The 18,135-nt window shown below is 70.1% G+C and carries 16 protein-coding genes; 11 read left to right on the top strand and 5 right to left on the bottom strand.

The window, feature by feature from the left end:
• Window positions 1-39: 39 nt before the first annotated feature.
• The 4 genes from JHB91_RS04020 to JHB91_RS04005 are packed head-to-tail and all read left to right on the top strand — an operon-like array spanning window position 40 to window position 3,628.
• Window positions 40-294, top strand: coding sequence for a YfhL family 4Fe-4S dicluster ferredoxin (locus tag JHB91_RS04020; RefSeq protein WP_199372473.1), 255 nt, complete (start codon window positions 40-42; stop codon window positions 292-294).
• Window positions 291-2,072 (top strand): gamma-glutamyltransferase, encoded by a 1,782-nt coding sequence (gene ggt / locus JHB91_RS04015; RefSeq protein ID WP_199471637.1) that lies wholly within the window; start codon window positions 291-293, stop codon window positions 2,070-2,072. The genes JHB91_RS04020 and ggt overlap by 4 nt, the downstream gene beginning before the upstream one ends.
• A 15-nt stretch (window positions 2,073-2,087) precedes the next feature.
• Complete coding sequence (locus tag JHB91_RS04010) at window positions 2,088-2,705, top strand: hypothetical protein (protein ID WP_199372475.1); 618 nt, start codon at window positions 2,088-2,090, stop codon at window positions 2,703-2,705.
• A 26-nt stretch (window positions 2,706-2,731) separates the two neighbouring features.
• Window positions 2,732-3,628, top strand: coding sequence for an MBL fold metallo-hydrolase (locus JHB91_RS04005; RefSeq protein ID WP_199372476.1), 897 nt, complete (start codon window positions 2,732-2,734; stop codon window positions 3,626-3,628).
• Window positions 3,629-3,636: 8 nt separating this feature from the next.
• Here JHB91_RS04005 and JHB91_RS04000 read toward each other — a convergent pair whose 3' ends face one another.
• The 3 genes from JHB91_RS04000 to JHB91_RS03990 form a co-directional block, all read right to left on the bottom strand.
• On the bottom strand, window positions 3,637-4,290 hold the full coding sequence (locus tag JHB91_RS04000; RefSeq protein ID WP_199471635.1) for a winged helix-turn-helix domain-containing protein: 654 nt from the start codon (window positions 4,288-4,290) through the stop codon (window positions 3,637-3,639).
• 82 nt (window positions 4,291-4,372) lie between these two features.
• A complete protein-coding gene (gene upp, locus JHB91_RS03995) occupies window positions 4,373-5,002 on the bottom strand; it encodes a uracil phosphoribosyltransferase (RefSeq protein WP_199471633.1) in 630 nt (209 codons plus the stop codon).
• 44 nt (window positions 5,003-5,046) lie between these two features.
• The gene (locus JHB91_RS03990; protein ID WP_199471630.1) at window positions 5,047-7,365 is read right to left on the bottom strand and encodes a TonB-dependent receptor; all 2,319 of its coding nucleotides are present in this window, start codon (window positions 7,363-7,365) and stop codon (window positions 5,047-5,049) included.
• 163 nt (window positions 7,366-7,528) lie between these two features.
• Here JHB91_RS03990 and JHB91_RS03985 point away from each other — a divergent pair, with 163 nt between their 5' ends.
• Together JHB91_RS03985 and JHB91_RS03980 are read left to right on the top strand one after the other, a co-directional pair.
• Window positions 7,529-8,653, top strand: a complete 1,125-nt coding sequence (locus JHB91_RS03985; RefSeq protein WP_199471627.1) for a phytase — start codon at window positions 7,529-7,531, stop codon at window positions 8,651-8,653.
• Window positions 8,650-10,086 carry a metallophosphoesterase family protein gene (locus JHB91_RS03980; RefSeq protein ID WP_199471624.1) on the top strand — a complete coding sequence of 479 codons (1,437 nt, stop codon included), beginning with the start codon at window positions 8,650-8,652 and terminating at the stop codon, window positions 10,084-10,086. The genes JHB91_RS03985 and JHB91_RS03980 overlap by 4 nt, the downstream gene beginning before the upstream one ends.
• A gap of 371 nt (window positions 10,087-10,457) precedes the next feature.
• On the opposite strand, the gene JHB91_RS03975 is transcribed toward JHB91_RS03980, so the two are convergent.
• Window positions 10,458-11,948: an aminotransferase class III-fold pyridoxal phosphate-dependent enzyme gene (locus JHB91_RS03975; protein ID WP_199471621.1), complete on the bottom strand. Its 1,491-nt coding sequence runs from the start codon at window positions 11,946-11,948 to the stop codon at window positions 10,458-10,460.
• A 135-nt stretch (window positions 11,949-12,083) separates the two neighbouring features.
• Between JHB91_RS03975 and JHB91_RS03970 the strand changes: the two genes are divergently transcribed.
• Complete coding sequence (locus JHB91_RS03970; RefSeq protein ID WP_199372483.1) at window positions 12,084-12,515, top strand: Lrp/AsnC family transcriptional regulator; 432 nt, start codon at window positions 12,084-12,086, stop codon at window positions 12,513-12,515.
• A 13-nt stretch (window positions 12,516-12,528) separates the two neighbouring features.
• Window positions 12,529-13,560, top strand: coding sequence for a tRNA preQ1(34) S-adenosylmethionine ribosyltransferase-isomerase QueA (gene queA, locus JHB91_RS03965; RefSeq protein ID WP_199471619.1), 1,032 nt, complete (start codon window positions 12,529-12,531; stop codon window positions 13,558-13,560).
• On the opposite strand, the gene JHB91_RS03960 is transcribed toward queA, so the two are convergent.
• Window positions 13,545-14,102, bottom strand: a complete 558-nt coding sequence (locus JHB91_RS03960) for a YaeQ family protein (protein ID WP_199372485.1) — start codon at window positions 14,100-14,102, stop codon at window positions 13,545-13,547. The two genes, queA and JHB91_RS03960, sit on opposite strands and share 16 nt — an antisense overlap.
• Before the next feature lie 183 nt (window positions 14,103-14,285).
• Here JHB91_RS03960 and JHB91_RS03955 point away from each other — a divergent pair, with 183 nt between their 5' ends.
• From JHB91_RS03955 to JHB91_RS03945, 3 genes are read left to right on the top strand one after another with little or no spacing between them, the layout of a single operon-like run.
• A complete protein-coding gene (locus JHB91_RS03955; protein WP_199471616.1) occupies window positions 14,286-15,377 on the top strand; it encodes a Fe(3+) ABC transporter substrate-binding protein in 1,092 nt (363 codons plus the stop codon).
• Between the two features lie 44 nt (window positions 15,378-15,421).
• Window positions 15,422-17,107: an iron ABC transporter permease gene (locus tag JHB91_RS03950; RefSeq protein WP_199471614.1), complete on the top strand. Its 1,686-nt coding sequence runs from the start codon at window positions 15,422-15,424 to the stop codon at window positions 17,105-17,107.
• Window positions 17,104-18,096 carry an ABC transporter ATP-binding protein gene (locus JHB91_RS03945; RefSeq protein WP_199372488.1) on the top strand — a complete coding sequence of 331 codons (993 nt, stop codon included), beginning with the start codon at window positions 17,104-17,106 and terminating at the stop codon, window positions 18,094-18,096. Before JHB91_RS03950 ends, JHB91_RS03945 begins: the two co-directional genes overlap by 4 nt.
• Window positions 18,097-18,135: the final 39 nt, after the last annotated feature.

Genomic DNA, 18,135 nt, shown 5'->3' with positions numbered 1-18,135 from the left:
CCGGCGGCGGTCCTTGCGGGCTAGGTCTACAATGAGCCCATGGCCCTGCGTATCAACGAGCTCTGCGTCAACTGCGACGTCTGCGAGCCGGCATGCCCGAACGATGCGATATCGCAGGGCGAGACCATCTATGTGATCGATCCCGCGCGCTGTACCGAGTGCGTGGGGCATTTCGACGAGCCGCAGTGCGTCGTCGTGTGTCCTGTCGAGTGCATCGACCCCGATCCCGACATCCCTGAAACCCACGACCAGCTGCTTGCCAAGCTCATGCGGCTGCGGGAGAACGCTGCATGAGCCTTCGCAACCTGCTGCACCTTGGCGCGCTGTCGCTGCTGTTGGCCCTCGTGCCGGCGTGCGCCAGCGTGGCCGATGGCGAAGCCGTTGCCGCCACCGCGACCTCCGGCGCGCCTGCGGCCAGGCCGCCGGGCGTCGCCGTGGCCTCGGCGCACGCGCTGGCCACCGATGCGGGCCTCGAGATCCTGGCCGACGGCGGCAACGCCTTCGACGCCGCGATCGCGGTGTCGGCGGTGCTGTCGGTGGTCGAGCCGATCAGCTCCGGCATCGGCGGCGGCGGATTCTTCCTGCTGCACGATGCCGCCAGCGGCCAGGACCTGTTCGTGGACGCGCGCGAGACCGCGCCGGCCGCGGCCACTCCGGAGCGCTATGTGCTGGCCGACGGCGGCTTCGACCGCGACCGCGCCACCAACGGCGCATGGTCGGCCGGCATCCCCGGCCTGCCGGCCGCGTTCGTGCACCTGCAGGCCGAACATGGCCGGCTGCCGCTTTCGCGCAGCCTGGCACCGGCGATCCGCATCGCCCGCGAGGGCTTCCCGGTGTATGCGCGCATGGCGCGCGGCTACCAGGCGCGGCGCGAAGTGATGGAGCGTTATCCCGGCACCCGCGAGGTGTACCTGGCCGGTGGCCGGCCGATCGCCGAAGGCGACGTGTTCCGTCAACCGGACCTGGCGCGGACGCTGCAGGCGCTGGCCGACGGCGGCTTCGACGGCTTCTATCGCGGCGACGTGGCGGAAAAGCTCGTGGCCGGCGTGCGCGACGCCGGCGGCGAATGGACGGCCGAAGAGCTCGCCGCCTACCGCGTGCGCGTGCGCGAGCCGATCCGCTTCCGCTACCACGACTGGGAAGTGGTGACCGCGCCGCCGCCGTCGTCGGGCGGCATCGCGCTGGCGCAGATGCTGCAGATCCTGGCGCCGTACGACCTCGATGCACTGCCCGAGGCGCAGGCAACGCACCTGGTGGTGGAGTCGATGCGCCGCGCGTTCCGCGACCGCACCTTCTACCTGGGGGACCCGGACTTCGTGAAGGTGCCGCAGCGCCTGCTCACCAGCCCGGATTACGCCGCCGGCCTGCGCGCCACCATCCATCCCGACAAGGCGACGCCCAGCGAACTGCTGTCCGGCGCACCCACGCCGCTGGAAGACGAGGAGACCACCCACTTCTCGATCATCGACGCGGAAGGCAACCGCGTCGGCGCGACGCAGACGGTGAACCTGCTGTACGGCTCCGGGCTGGTGGCGCCGGGTACCGGCGTGCTGCTCAACAACGAGATGGACGATTTCGCGCTCATGCCGGGCACGCCCAACGCCTTCGGCGTGATGGGTTACGACGCCAACGCACCGAAGCCCGGCAAGCGCATGCTGAGCTCGATGACACCGACCTTCATGGTCTCCGACGAGCGCATCGCGGTGCTCGGCACGCCCGGCGGCACGCGCATCATCACCATGGTGCTGCTCGGCATGCTCGGCTACGACGCGGGGCTGTCAGCGCAGGACGTCGCCGCCCTGCCGCGCTACCACCACCAGTGGATGCCGGACCGGATCTCGGCCGAGACCGGTACGTTCACCCCTGAAGTCGCGCGCGCGCTGCAGGCGATGGGGCACGTGGTCGACCTGCCGAAGGCCGAGCCCGACGGCCGTGCCTCCAGCCACGTGTGGGGCAACCTGCAGACGGTGGCGTGGGACCGCACGACCGACGCACTCGAGGGCGGCAGCGACCCGCGCAATCCGGTCGGCAAGGCGGCCGTCGAAGCCGCGGCGCCGGCGCGCAGCCGATAAGCCCGGGGGCCCGCCGTGTCCGGACAGCAGCCAGCAAAGCCGTGGTACCTGAAGTTGCCGGCCAAGCTCGCCGCGACCGTGTTCTTCCTGGTCGCGCTGACCACGCTGATCGGCAACCTGTTTGAACTCGACGCCCAGCGTCGCGCCCGAGCCCTGCAGGACGCGCCTGCCGCTGCCATCGCCGCTGCGCCGGCACCTTCCTCGCCCTCAAGCATCGCGGGCGCTGCCGATGCCCCGCCGGTCGCGCCGGCCGAACGCCGCCTCGGATTGCAGCTCGAGCGCATCGTCGTGCTGCGCGATGGCTCGGTCGGCACCACCGACTGGCGCTTCGCGGTCGAAGCCGATGGTGAGCCGCTGTTCGTGCTGCAGCAGGACGCCCTCGACGATGCCGCCGGCCGCAACGTCGCGCTTCCGGCCGACGCGCGGACCAGGCTCCGGGTTGCCGCCGCGGGGGCGCTGGTGACGGTCAAGGCCTGGCGTGGCAGCCGGCTGCGGCTGCCGAGTGCCGAGCCCGATGCCAGCGGGCAGGGCAGGCTGGCGCTGGATGGAACCATGGCGCCGGTCGAGGTGGTGGCGACCGATCCCGAAGATGGCCGTTTCATGCTGCATTTCGGCACGACTTCGGCCGACTGAGGCGCGCGAAGGTCTACTATCGGCCCATGAAACTCTGGTCGATCGACGGCAACACCCAGAAGCTCGATGGCGGCGCGATGTTCGGCAACGCACCGCGTGCGGTCTGGGCCAAGTGGGCGGCGCCCGATGACGCCAACCGCATCCCGCTCGCCACGCGCTGCCTGCTGGCCACGCCACTCGCCGGTCGCACGGTGTTGTTCGAAACCGGCATCGGCGCGTTCTTCGAGCCAAAGCTGCGCGAGCGCTTCGGCGTCACCGAGGACCGCCACGTGCTGCTCGACTCGCTGGCGGCCGCGGGCTTCAGCCACGAGGACATCGACGTGGTGGTGCTGAGCCACCTGCACTTCGACCACGCCGGCGGCCTGCTGGCCGCGTGGTCGGAGGGTGCCGCGCCGTCGTTGCTGTTCCCCAACGCCACCTTCGTGGTCGGCCGCGAGCAGTGGCAACGCGCGACGCACCCGCATTCGCGCGACCGTGCCAGCTACATCCCCGAGCTTCCCGGCCTGCTGGAGGCCAGCGGGCGCTTGGAGCTGGTGGACGGCGTGCACACGCCGGCGCTCGGCAACAGCGTGCGCTTCCACTACAGCGACGGGCATACGCCGGGGATGATGCTGGCCGAGATCCTGGGCCCGGACCTGCGCGACGGCGAGCCGCACGGCGGCGTGGTGTTCTGCGCCGACCTGGTGCCGGGACTGCCCTGGGTGCACGTGCCGATCACCATGGGCTACGACCGCTGCGCGGAGACCCTGATCGACGAGAAGCAGGCGTTCCTGGAGGACAAGCTGGCGCGCAACGTGCACCTGTTCTTCACGCATGACCCGGAATTCGCACTGGCACAGCTGGCGCGCGACGACCGCGGCCGGTTCACGGCGGAGCACCGCATGGCAGGGCTGCAGGCGCGGAGCCTGGGCGCCACGGGCTGACCCGGCGGTCAGCGTGCCACGGGCGCGAGCAGCAGCCAGGCGGCCAGCAGCGCCGACAGCAGCAGCACGGCAATGACCAGTTGGCGGTGCCGGCGGGCGCGGTCGGTGCGTTCGCGCACACTGGCCGCTTCAGGGCGGACGCCTGCGGCGGTCGAGATTTCGGGTTGCGCGGGAATGTCCTGCGCGCGCGCCGGCTCCGGTACGCCGGGGCCTGGCAGCCGGGGACGTGGCGAACCTGGAACCGACACCGCCGTGCCGTTGGCTTGTGGCAGGGTTGCCCCCGCCGGTACCAGGACCGCCGGCGTCGTCAGCCGGTAGCCCACGCCGTAGACGGTGGACAGGGTCCGGCCGGCTTCGCTGCCGAGTGCGATGCGAAGCCGGCGCATGGTCTTGGACACCGCGCTGTCGTTCACATGGGCGACGCCCGGCCAGGCGTCGGCCACCAGCGTGCTGCGTGGCACGACCTGCTCAGCGTGGCGAAGCAGGCAGGTGAGCACCGCGAAGGCGCGTTCGTCGAGTTGCGTGCGGTAGCCGTCGCGGATCAGCTGGTGGCTTTCGATGTCGAGGCGGTTGCGTCCGAACAGCCAGTGCGCACCGGCCAGTGCGCCGTCGGTCGCATGCGACCGGCGGGAGCCGGCAGGACCCGAAAACAGCGTGAACAAGGGGCTGGCCACACTTGGCCCAACGCCAGGCGTGCACCAGGCAGGCCACCGGCCCGGCCAGTCGCGCGCCGCGCCAATGGACTCAGGCGCGGGTGCCGAAAATCTTGTCGCCGGCGTCGCCGAGGCCGGGGTGGATGTAGCCGGTGTCGTCCAGGCGTTCGTCGATCGCGGCGGTGAATACTTCGACATCCGGGTGCCGTGCCTGCAGCGCGCGCAGCCCTTCCGGCGCCGCCACCAGGAACAGCCCCTTGATGCGGCTGCAGCCGGCGGCCTTGAGCATGTCGACGGTCGCGATGAGGGTTCCGCCGGTGGCCAGCATCGGATCGAGGATGAGCGCGGTGCGGTCGGCCATTTCGCCCACCAGGTTCTCGTAGTACGGCACGGCCTCGAGCGACGCTTCATCGCGCTTGATGCCGACCACGCTGACCTTGGCGGCCGGGATCAGATCCAGCACGCCGGGCAGCATGCCCAGCCCCGCGCGCAGGATCGGCACCAGGGTCACCTTGCGGCCCTTGATGCGCGTCACGCGCACGGGGCCGGCCCAGCCGGCCACCTCGGCCTCTTCGGTCTCGAGGTCGGCGGTGGCCTCGTAGGTGAGCAGGGTTGCCACCTCGGCCGACAGCTCGCGGAAGGTCTTGGTGCTGTTGTCGGCGCGGCGCAGCAGGCCGAGCTTGTGCTGCACCAGCGGATGGCGGACTTCGACGATCTTCATGCGGGTTCCCGGCGTGCGAATGCGGGAAGTCTGCAGCAAGCGGGTCAGAACGCCCAGCGCATGACCAGCTGCCAGGCCGGGCCGGCTTCCTCGGTCTCCAGCTCGTACTCCTTGTGGTCGCGCGCCAGCTGGTCGCCGAGGGTGTCGAACTTGTGGAAGAACTCGTCCTTCGACGCATCCAGCAGGTTGGCGGCTGACAGGCGCAGCGACAGGCTGTTGCCGATGCGCTTCTCGACGAACGCTTCCAGGTCCTCGCCGTAGCGGATGGTGACTTCCTCGCCCACGATGCGCTCGTAGGCGTCGCCCTGCTTGCGATAGGTCACGCCGAAGCTCGCGGCCAGCGAGGGCAGATCCTGGATGAAGCCGACGTTGAACGCCGATCGGGCCTGGTTGTTGAAGCGGCGCTTGCCCATGAAGTCTTCGACGTCCGACTTCACGTACGCGTAGTTCAGGAACACGCCGGTGCTGTCCAAGCCGAACGCCGACAGCGGGGTCGACAGGTCGAACTCGACGCCGTAGACCTTGCCGTCGCCGACGTTGGCCGACGTGAACAGCCAGCTTTCGGCCGGTTCCGCCGCCATGGCCTCCTCGACGCTGGCGTAGTCGCCGTCCTCCACCATGTCGTCCCAGGCGTCCCGCGCTTCCTCGCTAGGCTCGCCGGTATTCACCAGTTCGATCAGGTTCCTGACGTCGCGGTAGAACAGGTTGATGCCGACCACGCCACGCTTGCCGAGGCGACGTTCGTAGCCGAAGTCGAGGCCGTTGGCGGTTTCCGCGTCGAGCTGCGGATTGCCGATGTAGTCGTTGTCGCCGAATTCGCCGTCGAGCAGGGCCGGCACCAGCTCGTTGAAGTCGGGGCGCTTGATGCTGCCGGCCAGCGACAGGCTGAGGCGGTCGGCATCGGTCAGGGCCCACTTCAGGTGCAGCGACGGCAGCAGTTCGTTGTAGTCCTTGCTCGCGGCACCCTCGACCTCGCCGTCCTCGCTGTAGCGGATGTCGGACCTGGTGGTCTCCAGGCGCAGCCCGGTCTCCCAGGAGAGGATGCCGTGCGTGCCTGAGAACATCAGGTAGGGATCGAGGCGCTTTTCCTCGATCACGCTGGCGACAATGCCGTCGAGCGCGTAGACCAGCGGGTCGCCCTCGTTGTCGGCCGCACCTTCATAGAACGAGTACGTCAGGTCGCGCTTCTTCGCGCGGTAGTCGAGGCCGAACTCCATGTCGCTGGCGCCCAGCGGCCGCTTGTGGGCGACCGTGAAGCTTGTTTCGGCGTCCTTCGCATCCAGCGCCTCGGCCTCGGCCTCGGATTCGTCCCATTCGCCGTCGACGTAGGCATGCGCCTCCTCGCTTTCGATGCTGTCGTCCTCGAAGCGCGCGTGGTCGACGCCGAACGTGGTGCGGCCGCCCGCCATGTCGAACTGGTACTCGGCGCCGAGGCCCCAGTTCTTCTGGTTGACCGTGCCAAGGCCCGGCACGTTGGAGGTGATCACCTCGCCGTCGTCGTATTCCTCCTCGAAGGACACTTCGGTCACGTCGCGGTCGGTCTTGACGTAGAAGCCGTCGACACTCAATCGCCCGGTGTCGCCCACGTCCGCGGTCCAGGACAGGTTGCCGGAATAGTCACGACCGTCCTTCACTTCGGTCTGGTCCTCCCAGCTGACCAGTTCCTCCATCGATGGATCGGTGAAGCGGTCGGAGCGCTTGAACTTGGCGCGGTAGCGGTCCTGCACGTTGATGCCGGCGAGGATTCGGCCGCCGAGCGCCTCGCCGCTGGCGACGGCGCCGAACGTCGGATTCACTTCGCCGTCGTGCGCGCGGTTCACGCCGACGCGCAGGTAGCCGCCGTCGAACTCGTAGGCATCGCGCAGGATGATGTTGATCGCGCCGGCGATGGCGTCGCCCGAGCGGTTGGCGCTGTTGCTGCGCAGGATCTCGATGCGGTCGACCATGTCCGCCGGGATGCGGTCGACCCAGAACGAACGGTCGTCGCCGGCACCCGGCACCTTCTTGCCGTTGATCAGCACCTGGGTGTAGCCGCCGCCCATGCCGCGCAGCTGCACGCCGTCGAACTCCATGATGTCGGAGCCGACGAACGCCGCGCCGGGCAGGCGCTTGACCATGTCGCCCACCGTGTTCGGCTCGAAGCGCTGGAAATACTCGAGGTCGTAGCTGAGCACCGGCGCCGTGTCGGTGGTGCGGTTGCGATAGGTGATCTCGCCCTGCACGACAACCGAATCGAGCTGCCTGGGTTCGCCTGCCGCATCGGCCGAGCCATCGGGGGCCGTGGCCTGTGCAAGTGCGGCCGGTGCCACCAGTGCAAGCATGAGCGCCTGCGAAAGAAGGGTGGCCTTGAAGATGCGGTTCATGCAGCGGATCCGGAAGCGAAGTGATCGGCGTATTGAATGGCACGCGCATGGCATGCATGTGACCGTTGCCGGGTCCGATGCCCTGCAATCCAGTCGTCATGGAGCGCGGGGATGATGTTTCGCTTGCGTGACACGCGCGCCCCTGATCCAAGGTTGATCCCCGATGCCCCAGCGCCTGATTTCCGTTGCCGTTTCCGTCCTGTTGCTTGCTGCCTGTTCCGGCAAGCCGGCGGTCGAGGATGGCGAAGACCGCGCCGACCGGGCACGGGAAGCCGCGCGTCAGGCCACAAGCATCGATGCTGTCGCTGTGCCTGAAGCCTTCGCCACGCCGATGACGCCTGACGACAACATCGACTCGGTTGCCAGCTGGACCGGCGCCGATGGCAACGTGCTGCTGCTGGCCACAGCCAAGGCCACGCATCGGCTGGTGGTGTACGACGCCGGCACGGGTGCATTCCTGCGTCATGTCGGCGGGCGCGGCGCGGGCGCGGGCCAGTTCGACCGGCCGAACGGCATCGCCGTGGTCGATGATTTCGCGTTCGTGGTCGAGCGCGACAACCGGCGCGTGCAGGTGCTGCGCCTACCGGGCATGGAGACGGTGGCCGAGTTCGGCGCCGACGTGCTGCAGCTGCCATACGGCCTGTGGGTGGGCGAAGTCGACGGCGGCTACGAGGTGTATGTCACCGACGCCTACATGGCCGGCGTGGACGCGGCCGGCGATGACATCCTGCCGCCGCTGCAGGAACTCGGTCGACGCGTGCAGCGCTTCGCCCTCTCGCCGCGGGGCGACGGCTTCGCTACCCGCCATGTCGGTGCCTTCGGCGACACGTCAGCTGATGGCGCGCTGCGCGTTGTCGAATCCCTGTGGGGCGATCCCGCCAACGACCGCCTGCTGATCGCCGAGGAAGACGAGACCTACGCCAACGAGTTCAAGGTCTACGATCTGGCCGGCGCGTTCAGCGGCCGCACCATCGGTGCCGAGTTCCTGCAGGCGCAGGCCGAGGGCATCGTGCTCAAGACCTGCGCGGATGGTGGTGGCTGGTGGATCACCACCGAACAGGGCAAGGGCAGCACCGCATTCCATCTGTTCGCGCGCGACACGCTGGAGCATGCGGGTGCAGTCGCAGGGTCGACGGTCGCCAACACCGACGGCATCTGGCTGCATGACGCACCGACCGCGCAGTTTCCCGACGGCGTGCTGTATGCGGTGCACGACGACCAGGGCGCGGTGGCGATCGACTGGCGCGAGATCGCGTCCGCGCTCGACCTGCCGGCATGCACCCGATGAACGCGCTGACCGTGGGTGGCATGGCGTCGCGCGGGGCAGGCCGCCTGCTGCTGGCGGTGCTCTTCGCGCTGGCCGTGGCCAGCCCGGCGGCGTCGCGAGACATGACAGGCACCGCAGCGGGCGACACCCGCGAAGTGGAGCCCAACACCCTGGTGCCCGCCGGCGACCTGCGCTACGCGCCGGCCGCACACCCCGACCGCATCGTCGCCTCACCGGCCGGGGATCCTGCGAGCGGCTTCCAGGTGTCGTGGCGCACTGCCTACGGCGTGGATGCGCCAAGGCTGGAGCTGGTGGTCGCCGGCGATTCGCCCGACATGGGCGTGACGCGCAGCCTGGCGGCGCACAGCCGCGCGTTCACCACGGAGAACGGCGCCGGTCACCAGCACCAGGTAACGGTGGGCGGTCTTCAGCCCGACACGCTGTACGCATTCCGCGTGCAGGGCGGCAACGGCTGGTGGAGCCCGTGGCGGCAGCTGCGCACGGCGGCGGCTCCGGGTACGCCTCTCGAATTCCTGTACTTCGGCGACACCCAGAACAAGAACGCCAGCCTCGTCACGCGCGTGGTGCTCGAGGCGATGCGCCACGCCCCCAAGGCGCGGCTGGCGCTGTTCGCCGGTGACCTGGTGAGCGGTGGCGACGGCGAAGACGACAACGAGTGGGGCGAGTGGTCCGACATCGCGGCACCGCTGGCGTCGACCATGCTGCTCGCGCCCCTGGCCGGCAACCACGAGTATTTCGAGGAGTTCGAGGACACGCCGCAGGAGCGCCGCGTGCTGGGCGCGCACTGGCCGCACATGTTCGCGCTGCCCGGCAACGGCGCGCCGGGGGCGGAGGCCACCACCTACTGGTTCGACATGCACGACGCGCGTTTCGTGGTGCTCGACGGCACCTCGGCGCTGGACCTCGGTACCGCCAGGGCGCAGGCCGCATGGCTCGACGGCGTGCTGCGCGACAGCCCGCGCGCCTGGACGATCGTGGCCATCCACCAGCCGATGTATTCGCCGCGCGAGGGTCGCGACAACCGGGTGCTGCGCCGGCACCTGATGCCGGTGCTCGAGCGCCATTCCGTCGACCTGGTGCTGCAGGGCCACGACCACACCTACGGTCGCCGCGCCGGCGATGCCGGCAGGGCGACGCCGCAGTACGTGGTGTCGGTGGCCGGCGCCAAGCAGTACCTGCTCTCGATGGAAGCCCGCGAGACCATGGCGCCGGTGGCCGAAGACACCCAGCTCTTCCAGGTCATCCGCATCGACGGCGACACGCTCCGCTACGAGGCACGCACCGCAACCGGCCGCCTCTACGACGCCTTCTCGCTCATCGGCGACCGGGTTTCGGGGCGGCGGATTGTCGAACACACCGAAGACCGTATCGAGCAGCGTGACTGTGGCCGCTCGGCGACGCTGAAAGGCCGTACGGACCGCTGCTGGGAGTAGGGCGCTTCACTTGGGTGGCGGGTACCAAGGGCCTTGAGGACTCATGTCCCCCGGATCCGCCTGCAGCGGATGCCTCCTCCTTGACTTCGCCCTCAAGGCCCTTGGCACCCGCTGCGCCGCATTACGCGGGGGTTGAAAGGCACACCCCGCGATCTGATGCTTTGCTCTCTGGTCGGTGCCTTTGCTCCTCGGCCTGGCCTTTGCTCTCCCGCACCCACAGCCGCCACCCGGCCCCAAAGTGGCCGTGAGGCCTTCGCGGGGAAGTCAAGGAGGAGGCATCCGCCGCGAGGCGGATGCCGGGGGACATGAGCCGCGAAGGCCTCACGGCCACCACGGGGCCCGTCAGGCCACGGAGTAGCAGGGGGAGGTGATCAGGCCGCAGCCTGCACCCGCGGGCCTTCGAGAAGCGCGCGCTTGACCATCGACACCACCAGGTCCAGCTCGTCTTCCGACATCTCGAAGCGCGGGGTGAAGCGCAGCGAGTTCTCGCCGCCATGGATCACGCCCAGGCCGCGCTCGCGCAGCCACTCTTCCGACGAACCCGCCCCGTAGCCCTTGAAGCCCGGTGCCAGCTCGCAGGAGAACAGCAGGCCGGTGCCCTGCACCTTGGTGATCAGGCCGCCGAGCTCGGCCTTGAGCGCCTCGAGCTTCTCGAGCGCCTGCTGGCCGCGGGCGCGGATGTTGGCGCGCACTTCGGGGGTGACGAGGCCCAGTACCGTGACGCCGACATCGGCGGCGCGCGGATTGGCGGTCATGGTGTTGCCGTAGGTGCCTCGCTTGTAGACGCCGGCAGCACGCGCGTTGACCGCAAGTACCGACAGCGGGTACTGGCCGGCGTTGAGCGCCTTGGAGTAGGTCTCCATGTCCGGCGCCTCCTGCCCCTCGAAGCCGGGGTAGTCGACGATCGACAGCGCGCCGGTGGCGCGCAGGCCGGCCTGGATGGAGTCGACCAGCAGCAGCGAACCATGCGCCTTCGTGAGCTCGCGCGCGGCGGCGTAGAACGCCACGGGCACGCCGCGGCCGGGATCGCCTTCGCCCATCACCGGCTCCAGGAACATCGCCTCGATGAACCAGCCCTTGGCATCGGCATCGGCGAAGGCCTGCTTCAGCGCCGCCAGGTCGTAGGGCGGCACGACGATCACGCTGTCCTCGTGGCGGTAGCTGGCCAGCGCGCCCTCGTAGGCCTTGCGCGAGGAGTTGGAGTACAGCGCCGGCGCCTCGGTGCGACCGTGGAAGGCGCCCTTGACCACCAGGCGCTTGATCGTGCGGCCGGCGTGGCGGGCGCCGGGGTCGGTCATGGTCTTGGCGTTGGTGTCGACGATGCGCGCGGCCAGCGACACCGACTCGGAGCCGGAGTTGAGGCACATGAAGGCGGCATACGGGCAGCCGCCGATGCTGTGGCCGATCTCGGTGCGCAGCGCGCGGTCCAGGCGCAGCTGCGACAGGCTGGGCGTCATGACGTTGGCCATCGCCTGCGGCCTGGCCATCGCATCGATCACCGCCTGCGGCGCGTGGCCGAAGCCGAGCATGCCGTAGCCGCCGGTGTCGTACAGCACCGCGCCCTTGAGGGTCACGATCCACGGCCCGCGCGCGACGAGTGCGACATACGGGTTCACGCCGTCCTGCGGATAGAAGTTGACGTAGCCCGCTTGCACCGCCTGGATCTGCGCATCCTCGTCGAGGTCGAGGAGGTCGTCGAACTCGGCTTCGATACGGGAGAATTCCGCGGCGGCCGCGTCGATCACGGCGGCGAGGTCGGCATGGCCCGCGGCCAGGCGCTCCACGGTGGCGTCATCCAGGCCGGTGGTGCGGCGGTGGCCCTTGCGGGCGCGGAGCGTGGCGAGCTTGGCGGTCACGGACATGGTGCGGATCCTCGGGTTGGAGTGGCACCCTCCGGCGCCTCGCCTTCTATTATCGCCATGGGTTCGGCGCTTGGTAGGTGCGAATTGCGCAATAGTCGGGTAGCTTTCGTCGAATCGACGTACGGAATGGGCGAGATGAAACTGACCGGCTCCGACGAGGCATTGCTGTCGCTGCTGCGCGAGAACGCGCGCGCGTCCACCGCCGAGATCGCACGGCGCCTGCAACTGTCGCGGACCACGGTCCAGAGCCGCATCGAGCGCCTGGAACGCATGGGCGTGATTGCCGGCTACACGGTGCGGGTGAAGGATGATTACGAGCGCGAGCGCATCCGCGCCCTGATCATGGTCACCGTGTTCCCCAAGCAGGCGCCGGCGGTGGTCGAGGCGCTGCGGAACATGCCGGAACTCCGCAGCCTGCAGTCGGTCAGCGGACCGTGGGACCTGGTGGCGCAGGCCGTGGTGCCGACGATCGGCGACATGGATGCGCTGACCGACCACATCGGTGCGCTCGACGGTGTTGAGCGCACCACCTCGTCGCTCGTCCTTTCCACCAAATTCCAGCGCTGACGGAACCCCTGCAGTGAAGAAGTCCGATTTCCATTTCGACCTGCCGCAGGCGCTGATCGCACAGGCGCCGCTGGCCGAGCGTTCGGCCAGCCGCATGCTGGTGGTGCCGCCTGCGGTGGCGACGTTCGAAGACCGCCACGTCCGTGACCTCCCGGAGTTCCTGCGCAGCGGCGACCTGCTGGTGTTCAACGACACACGGGTGATCCCGGCGCGCCTGTTCGGCCACAAGGCGGGCACCGGCGGGCGCGTGGAAATCCTGATCGAGCGCCTGCTGCCGGGCAACGAGGCCCGTGCGCAGGTGGGCGCCAGCAAGACGCCGAAGCCTGGCAACCGGATCCTGTTCGACGCCGGCGGCGAGGCCGAAGTGCTGGCAAGCGACGGCGCCTTCCACCACCTGCGCTTCCATGTCGAGGGGGCACTGGAGTCGTGGCTGCTGAAGGCCGGCCGCCTGCCGCTGCCGCCCTACATCCAGCGCGATGCCGGCGCCGACGACGCGGAGCGCTACCAGACGGTGTTCGCACGCGAGTCGGGTGCGGTGGCCGCGCCCACCGCGGGCCTGCATTTCGACGAAGTGCTGCTGGAATCGCTGCGCGCGCGCGGCGTCGACTTCGGCCACGTCACCCTGCACGTCGGCGCCGGGACGTTCCAGCCCATGCGCGTGGACGACGTGCGCGACCACCACATGCACAGCGAGTGGATCAACGTCGGTGCGGAGCTTGTGGACCAGGTGCACGCGACGCGCGCGGCCGGCGGGCGCGTGGTGGCGGTGGGCACCACGGTGGTGCGGGCGATGGAGTCGGCGACGGTCGACGGCGTGCTGCGGCCGTTCGCGGGGGAGACCAGCATCTTCATCTTCCCCGGTTACCGCATCACCTCGGCCGATGTGCTGCTCACCAACTTCCACCTGCCGGAATCGACCCTGCTGATGCTGGTGTCGGCGTTCGCGGGCAAGGGCCGGGTGTTCGCGGCGTACGCGCATGCGGTGCGCGAGCGCTACCGCTTCTTCTCGTACGGCGACGCGATGCTGCTTTATCCGGAGGACTGAGGGCCGCCCTGCAGCCAGCGCGGGGTGAACACGACGTTGGCCGCATCGCTCATCAGCTGCAGCTCGCCGTCCTGGATCATCGCGGTCAGGCGCATGCCGCGTTCGAGCAGGCCTTCCATCGCGGCCACGGTGTCGGCGCCGATGTCGACCACGACCAGGTTCCTGATGCGCGCCAGCGCGGCCGCGTTCTTGCCCCACCAGATCGCGGCGCCGCCGCCGCTGTAGGTCACAACGACCACCTGCCTGGCGCGTCCTGCCGCCTTGCGGATGCGGCTTTCATCGGGCTGGCCCAGGTCGATCCACTGCTCGATGTCGCCGGTGTAGTCGCGGCGCCAGAGGTCGGGTTCTTCCTCGTTGCTCAGGCCGCGGCCGAACTCCAGGCGCTCTTCGGCGAACAGCGCGTACGCCAGCAGGCGCACCATCAGCCGGCCGGGCGTTTCGGACGGGTGCTGCGCCAGGGTGAGGTTGTGCAGGGCGTAGTAGTGCCGGTCCATGTCGCTGACCTGCAGCTCGACCTTGTAGACGGTGGCGTTGGGGGCCATGGGGGGTCCGCGCAAAGCAGGCGATTGTAGGCGCTTTCGGCCGGGCTCCGGCCTCGAGCCCGGCCCGCGCGCCTGTGGCTAGCCGCTGCCGGCGACCGGTGAGACAATAGTGATTCTCATTACCGCCCGTTACGGCTGCAGCCGTGGCCACGCCCGCGAACGATCCCAGGAGCTCCCGTGCAGATGCCGTCCCGATCCAACCGTCCCGCCGCACTTCTCGCTGCCGCATGCGCCGCGCTGCTGCTCGCCGCCTGCGGCAAGCAGGCGCCGTCCGCGGAGGATGCCGGCGCCACGACGCCGCAGGCCGATGCCGCGGCGGGCGAGGTGAACCTGTACACCACGCGCGAGCCGGGACTGATCCAGCCACTGCTTGACGCGTTCACCCGCGATACCGGCATCACGGTCAACACGGTGCTGCTCAAGGACGGGCTGATGGAGCGCCTGAAGGCGGAAGGCGAGCGTTCGGCGGCCGACGTGCTGATGACCGTGGACACCGGCAACCTGCTGGATGTCGTCGAGGCGGGCCATACCCAGGCGATCGATTCCGACGTGCTCGAGGCCGCCATTCCGGCGCACCTGCGCGGCGCGGACGGCCACTGGTTCGCGCTGTCGCTGCGTGACCGCGTGCTGTACGCGCACCGCGACCTGGCGCTGGACTCCTTCGCCTACGAGGACCTTGCAGATCCGAAGTGGAAGGGCAGGGTGTGCATCCGCTCCGGCCAGCACCCGTACAACACCAGCCTGTTCGCCGCGATGATCGCGCACGACGGCGCCGAGGCCACCGAAACCTGGCTGCGCGGCGTCAAGGCCAACCTGGCGCGCAAGGCGGCCGGCGGCGACCGCGACGTGGCCCGCGACATCCTCGCCGGCATCTGCGACATCGGCCTGGCCAACGCGTATTACGTCGGTCGCATGAAGAACGCCGAGCCCGGTTCCGAGCAGCACCAGTGGGGCGAGGCCATCAAGGTGATCCGCCCGGTGTTCGCCGGCGCCGATGGCGGCGGCACGCACGTCAACATCAGCGGAGCGGCCGTGGCACGCCATGCGCCGAACCGCGACAACGCGGTGCGGCTGATGGAGTACCTGGTCTCCGACGAGGCGCAGAGTCTGTATGCACGCGCGAACTACGAGTACCCGGTGAAGGCCGGCGTGGAGCTTGATCCGGTGGTGGCGAGCTTCGGCGAGCTGCGCATCGACCCGCTGCCGTTGACCGAGGTCGTGCGCCATCGCCGCCAGGCGAGTGAGCTGGTCGACAAGGTCGGCTTCGACAATTGAGCACGGCGCCGGCCAACCTGGCCGGCCCGGTCGGCCCTCTCGGCATGAACCTTCACGCAAGCCGCGGTGCCGCCGCGGCGCTGCGCCGCCTGGACCCCTGGCAGCTGGCCGCGGCGGGCATTGCCGCGGTGGTGCTGTCGCCGCTGCTGTCGCTGGCCTGGACCGCACTCCAGGGCAGTAACGGCATGTGGTCGCACGTGGTGGTGCACGTGCTGCCGACCGCCGCCCGCAACACGTTGCTGCTGCTGGCCGGCGTAGGCGTGCTGGTGGTCGCGATCGGTACCGGCGCGGCCTGGCTGGTCACCGCCTACGAGTTTCCCGGCCGACGCACGCTGGCCTGGGCGCTGCTGCTGCCGCTGGCGGTGCCGACCTACATCGTGGCGTTCGCCTACCTCGACCTGCTGCACCCGCTGGGGCCGGTGCAGGGCATGGTGCGCTCGCTGCTGGGCTACGACAGCCCGCGCGACTTCCGCCTGCCCGACATCCGTTCGCTGGCCGGCTGCATCGTGCTGCTCGGCTTCGTGCTCTACCCCTACGTGTACCTGACCACGCGTGCGATGTTCATGACCCAGGCGGCCGGACTGATCGAGGCCGCGCGCACGCTGGGCGCCTCGCCGGCGGCGGTGTTCCGGCGCGTGGCGCTGCCGCTGGCGCGTCCGGCGATCGCGGTGGGTACCGCACTGGCGCTGATGGAGGCGCTCAACGATATCGGGGCATCCGAATTCCTTGGCGTGCAGACGCTCACGGTGGCGGTCTACACCACCTGGATCACGCGCAGCGACCTGCCGGGCGCGGCGCAGATCGCGCTGTCGATGCTGGTGGTGGTGGTGGCGCTGCTGGCGCTGGAGCGCCACGCGCGCCGGCGGCAGCGCTACGCGTCCGGGCAGCGCCCGCGGCCGATGCAGCCCCTGCGGCTGCGCGGTGGCCGTGCCGCGCTGGCCTTCGCCCTGGCGCTGCTGCCGGTGGTGGTGGGCTTCGTGCTGCCCGCGGGCTACCTGGTGGCGGAAACCATGGCGCGGCTGGGCGACGGCGGGGTGTCCCCGCAGCTGCTGGCGAGCACGCGCAACACGGTGCTGGTCGCGGTGGCGGCGACGCTGGCCACGGTGCTCGCGGGACTGGTGATGGCGTGGGCGCTGCGCCTGGCGCAGGGCCGTCGCCGAGAACGCCCTGCCGCGCTGCGGCTGCGTGCGGCAAGCCTCGGCTACGCGGTGCCCGGCACGGTGCTGGCGATCGGCCTGCTGATGCCGCTGGCGTGGTTCGACGATGGCGCCAACCTTGCGCTGCGCGTGTTTGGCATGGAGCCGCGGATGCTGTTGATGGGCTCGGTGGCGGCGCTGGTGCTGGTGTACATGCTGCGCTTCCTGGCGATCGCGGCCGGCGGCATCGAGTCCGGCCTGGCGCGCATTCCGCCGTCGCTCGACCAGGCCGCGGCCAGCCTCGGGCACCGTGCGGGGGCCATCCTGCGCCGCGTGCACCTGCCGCTGCTGCGCCCGTCTCTGGCCGCCGCCGCGCTGCTGGTGTTCGTGGACGCGATGAAGGAGCTGTCGGCGACGCTGCTGCTGCGGCCGCTGAATTTCGAGACGCTGGCGACCTGGCTGTATGCCGAGGCATCGCGCGGCACCTACGAGGAGGGAGCGGTGGCGGCAATGCTGATCGTGCTGGTGGGGCTGTTGCCGGTGGTGCTGCTGGCGCGCACAGGGCTGCGCTTCGGGAAGGAGCGCGCGTCGTGAGCGCACCGCTGCTGGACGTGGACGTGATCGACGTGGCCTATCCGGCGCGCGGGGGGCCGAAGGTGGTGGTCGACGGCCTTTCGCTGCGACTGGAGGCGGGCACCATCGGCTGCCTGCTCGGCGCGTCCGGCTGCGGCAAGACCACGGTGCTGCGTGCGATCGCCGGCTTCGAGCCGGTGCGCGCCGGATCCATCACCCTGGATGGCGACTGCGTGTCCAGCACACGGCTGTCGCTGCCGCCGGAGCAGCGCCGGGTGGGCATGATGTTCCAGGACTACGCGCTGTTCCCGCACCTCGACGTGGCGGCCAACGTCGCGTTCGGCCTGCAGCGGCTGGAGCGCGCGGCGCGCGGCGCGCGGGTGGCGGAGCTGCTCGCACTTGTCGGCCTGTCGATGTCGGCCGCGGCCTATCCCCACGAGCTGTCCGGCGGCCAGCAGCAGCGCGTGGCACTCGCGCGCGCGCTGGCGCCGGGCCCGGCGCTGCTGCTGCTCGACGAGCCGTTTTCCAACCTCGACACCGATACCCGCGAACACCTGGCGCTGGAACTGCGCGCGTTGCTCAAGGCCGCGGGCACGACGGTGCTGATGGTCACCCACGACCAGGCGGAAGCATTCGCCATGGCCGACCGCATCGGGGTGATGGACCGCGGCCGGATCCTGCAGTGGGACACCGCCGAGGCGCTGTACCGGCGGCCGGCCGACCGCTTCGTGGCCGGTTTCATCGGCCGCGGCACGCTGGTGCCGGCCTCGTCGCTCGGGCTGCCGGGCGACGACGACGTGCTGCTGCGTCCCGACGCGCTGCACCCGGACGCGGCGGGCGCGATCCACGGCGAGCTGCTGGCGGCCGGGTTCCGCGGGCCGGGGCACGCGGGCAGCGTGCGCCTGCCCGGTGGTTACGTGGTCGAGATCGACCTCCTGGAAGCCCACACGCCAGGCGGCGGGATCAGCCTGCGCGTGGACGAAGACGGCCTGGTGCGTTTCCCGCGTTGAACGCGGTTTCCGCGGCCGCGCCTGATCCGCGACAATGGC

It is taken from the genome of Luteimonas sp. MC1828 (assembly GCF_016461615.1).
In the GTDB taxonomy this organism is placed as follows: domain Bacteria; phylum Pseudomonadota; class Gammaproteobacteria; order Xanthomonadales; family Xanthomonadaceae; genus Luteimonas.
Note: the sequence above shows the minus strand (reverse complement) of the source record. Positions and strands in the feature narration are given on the sequence as shown.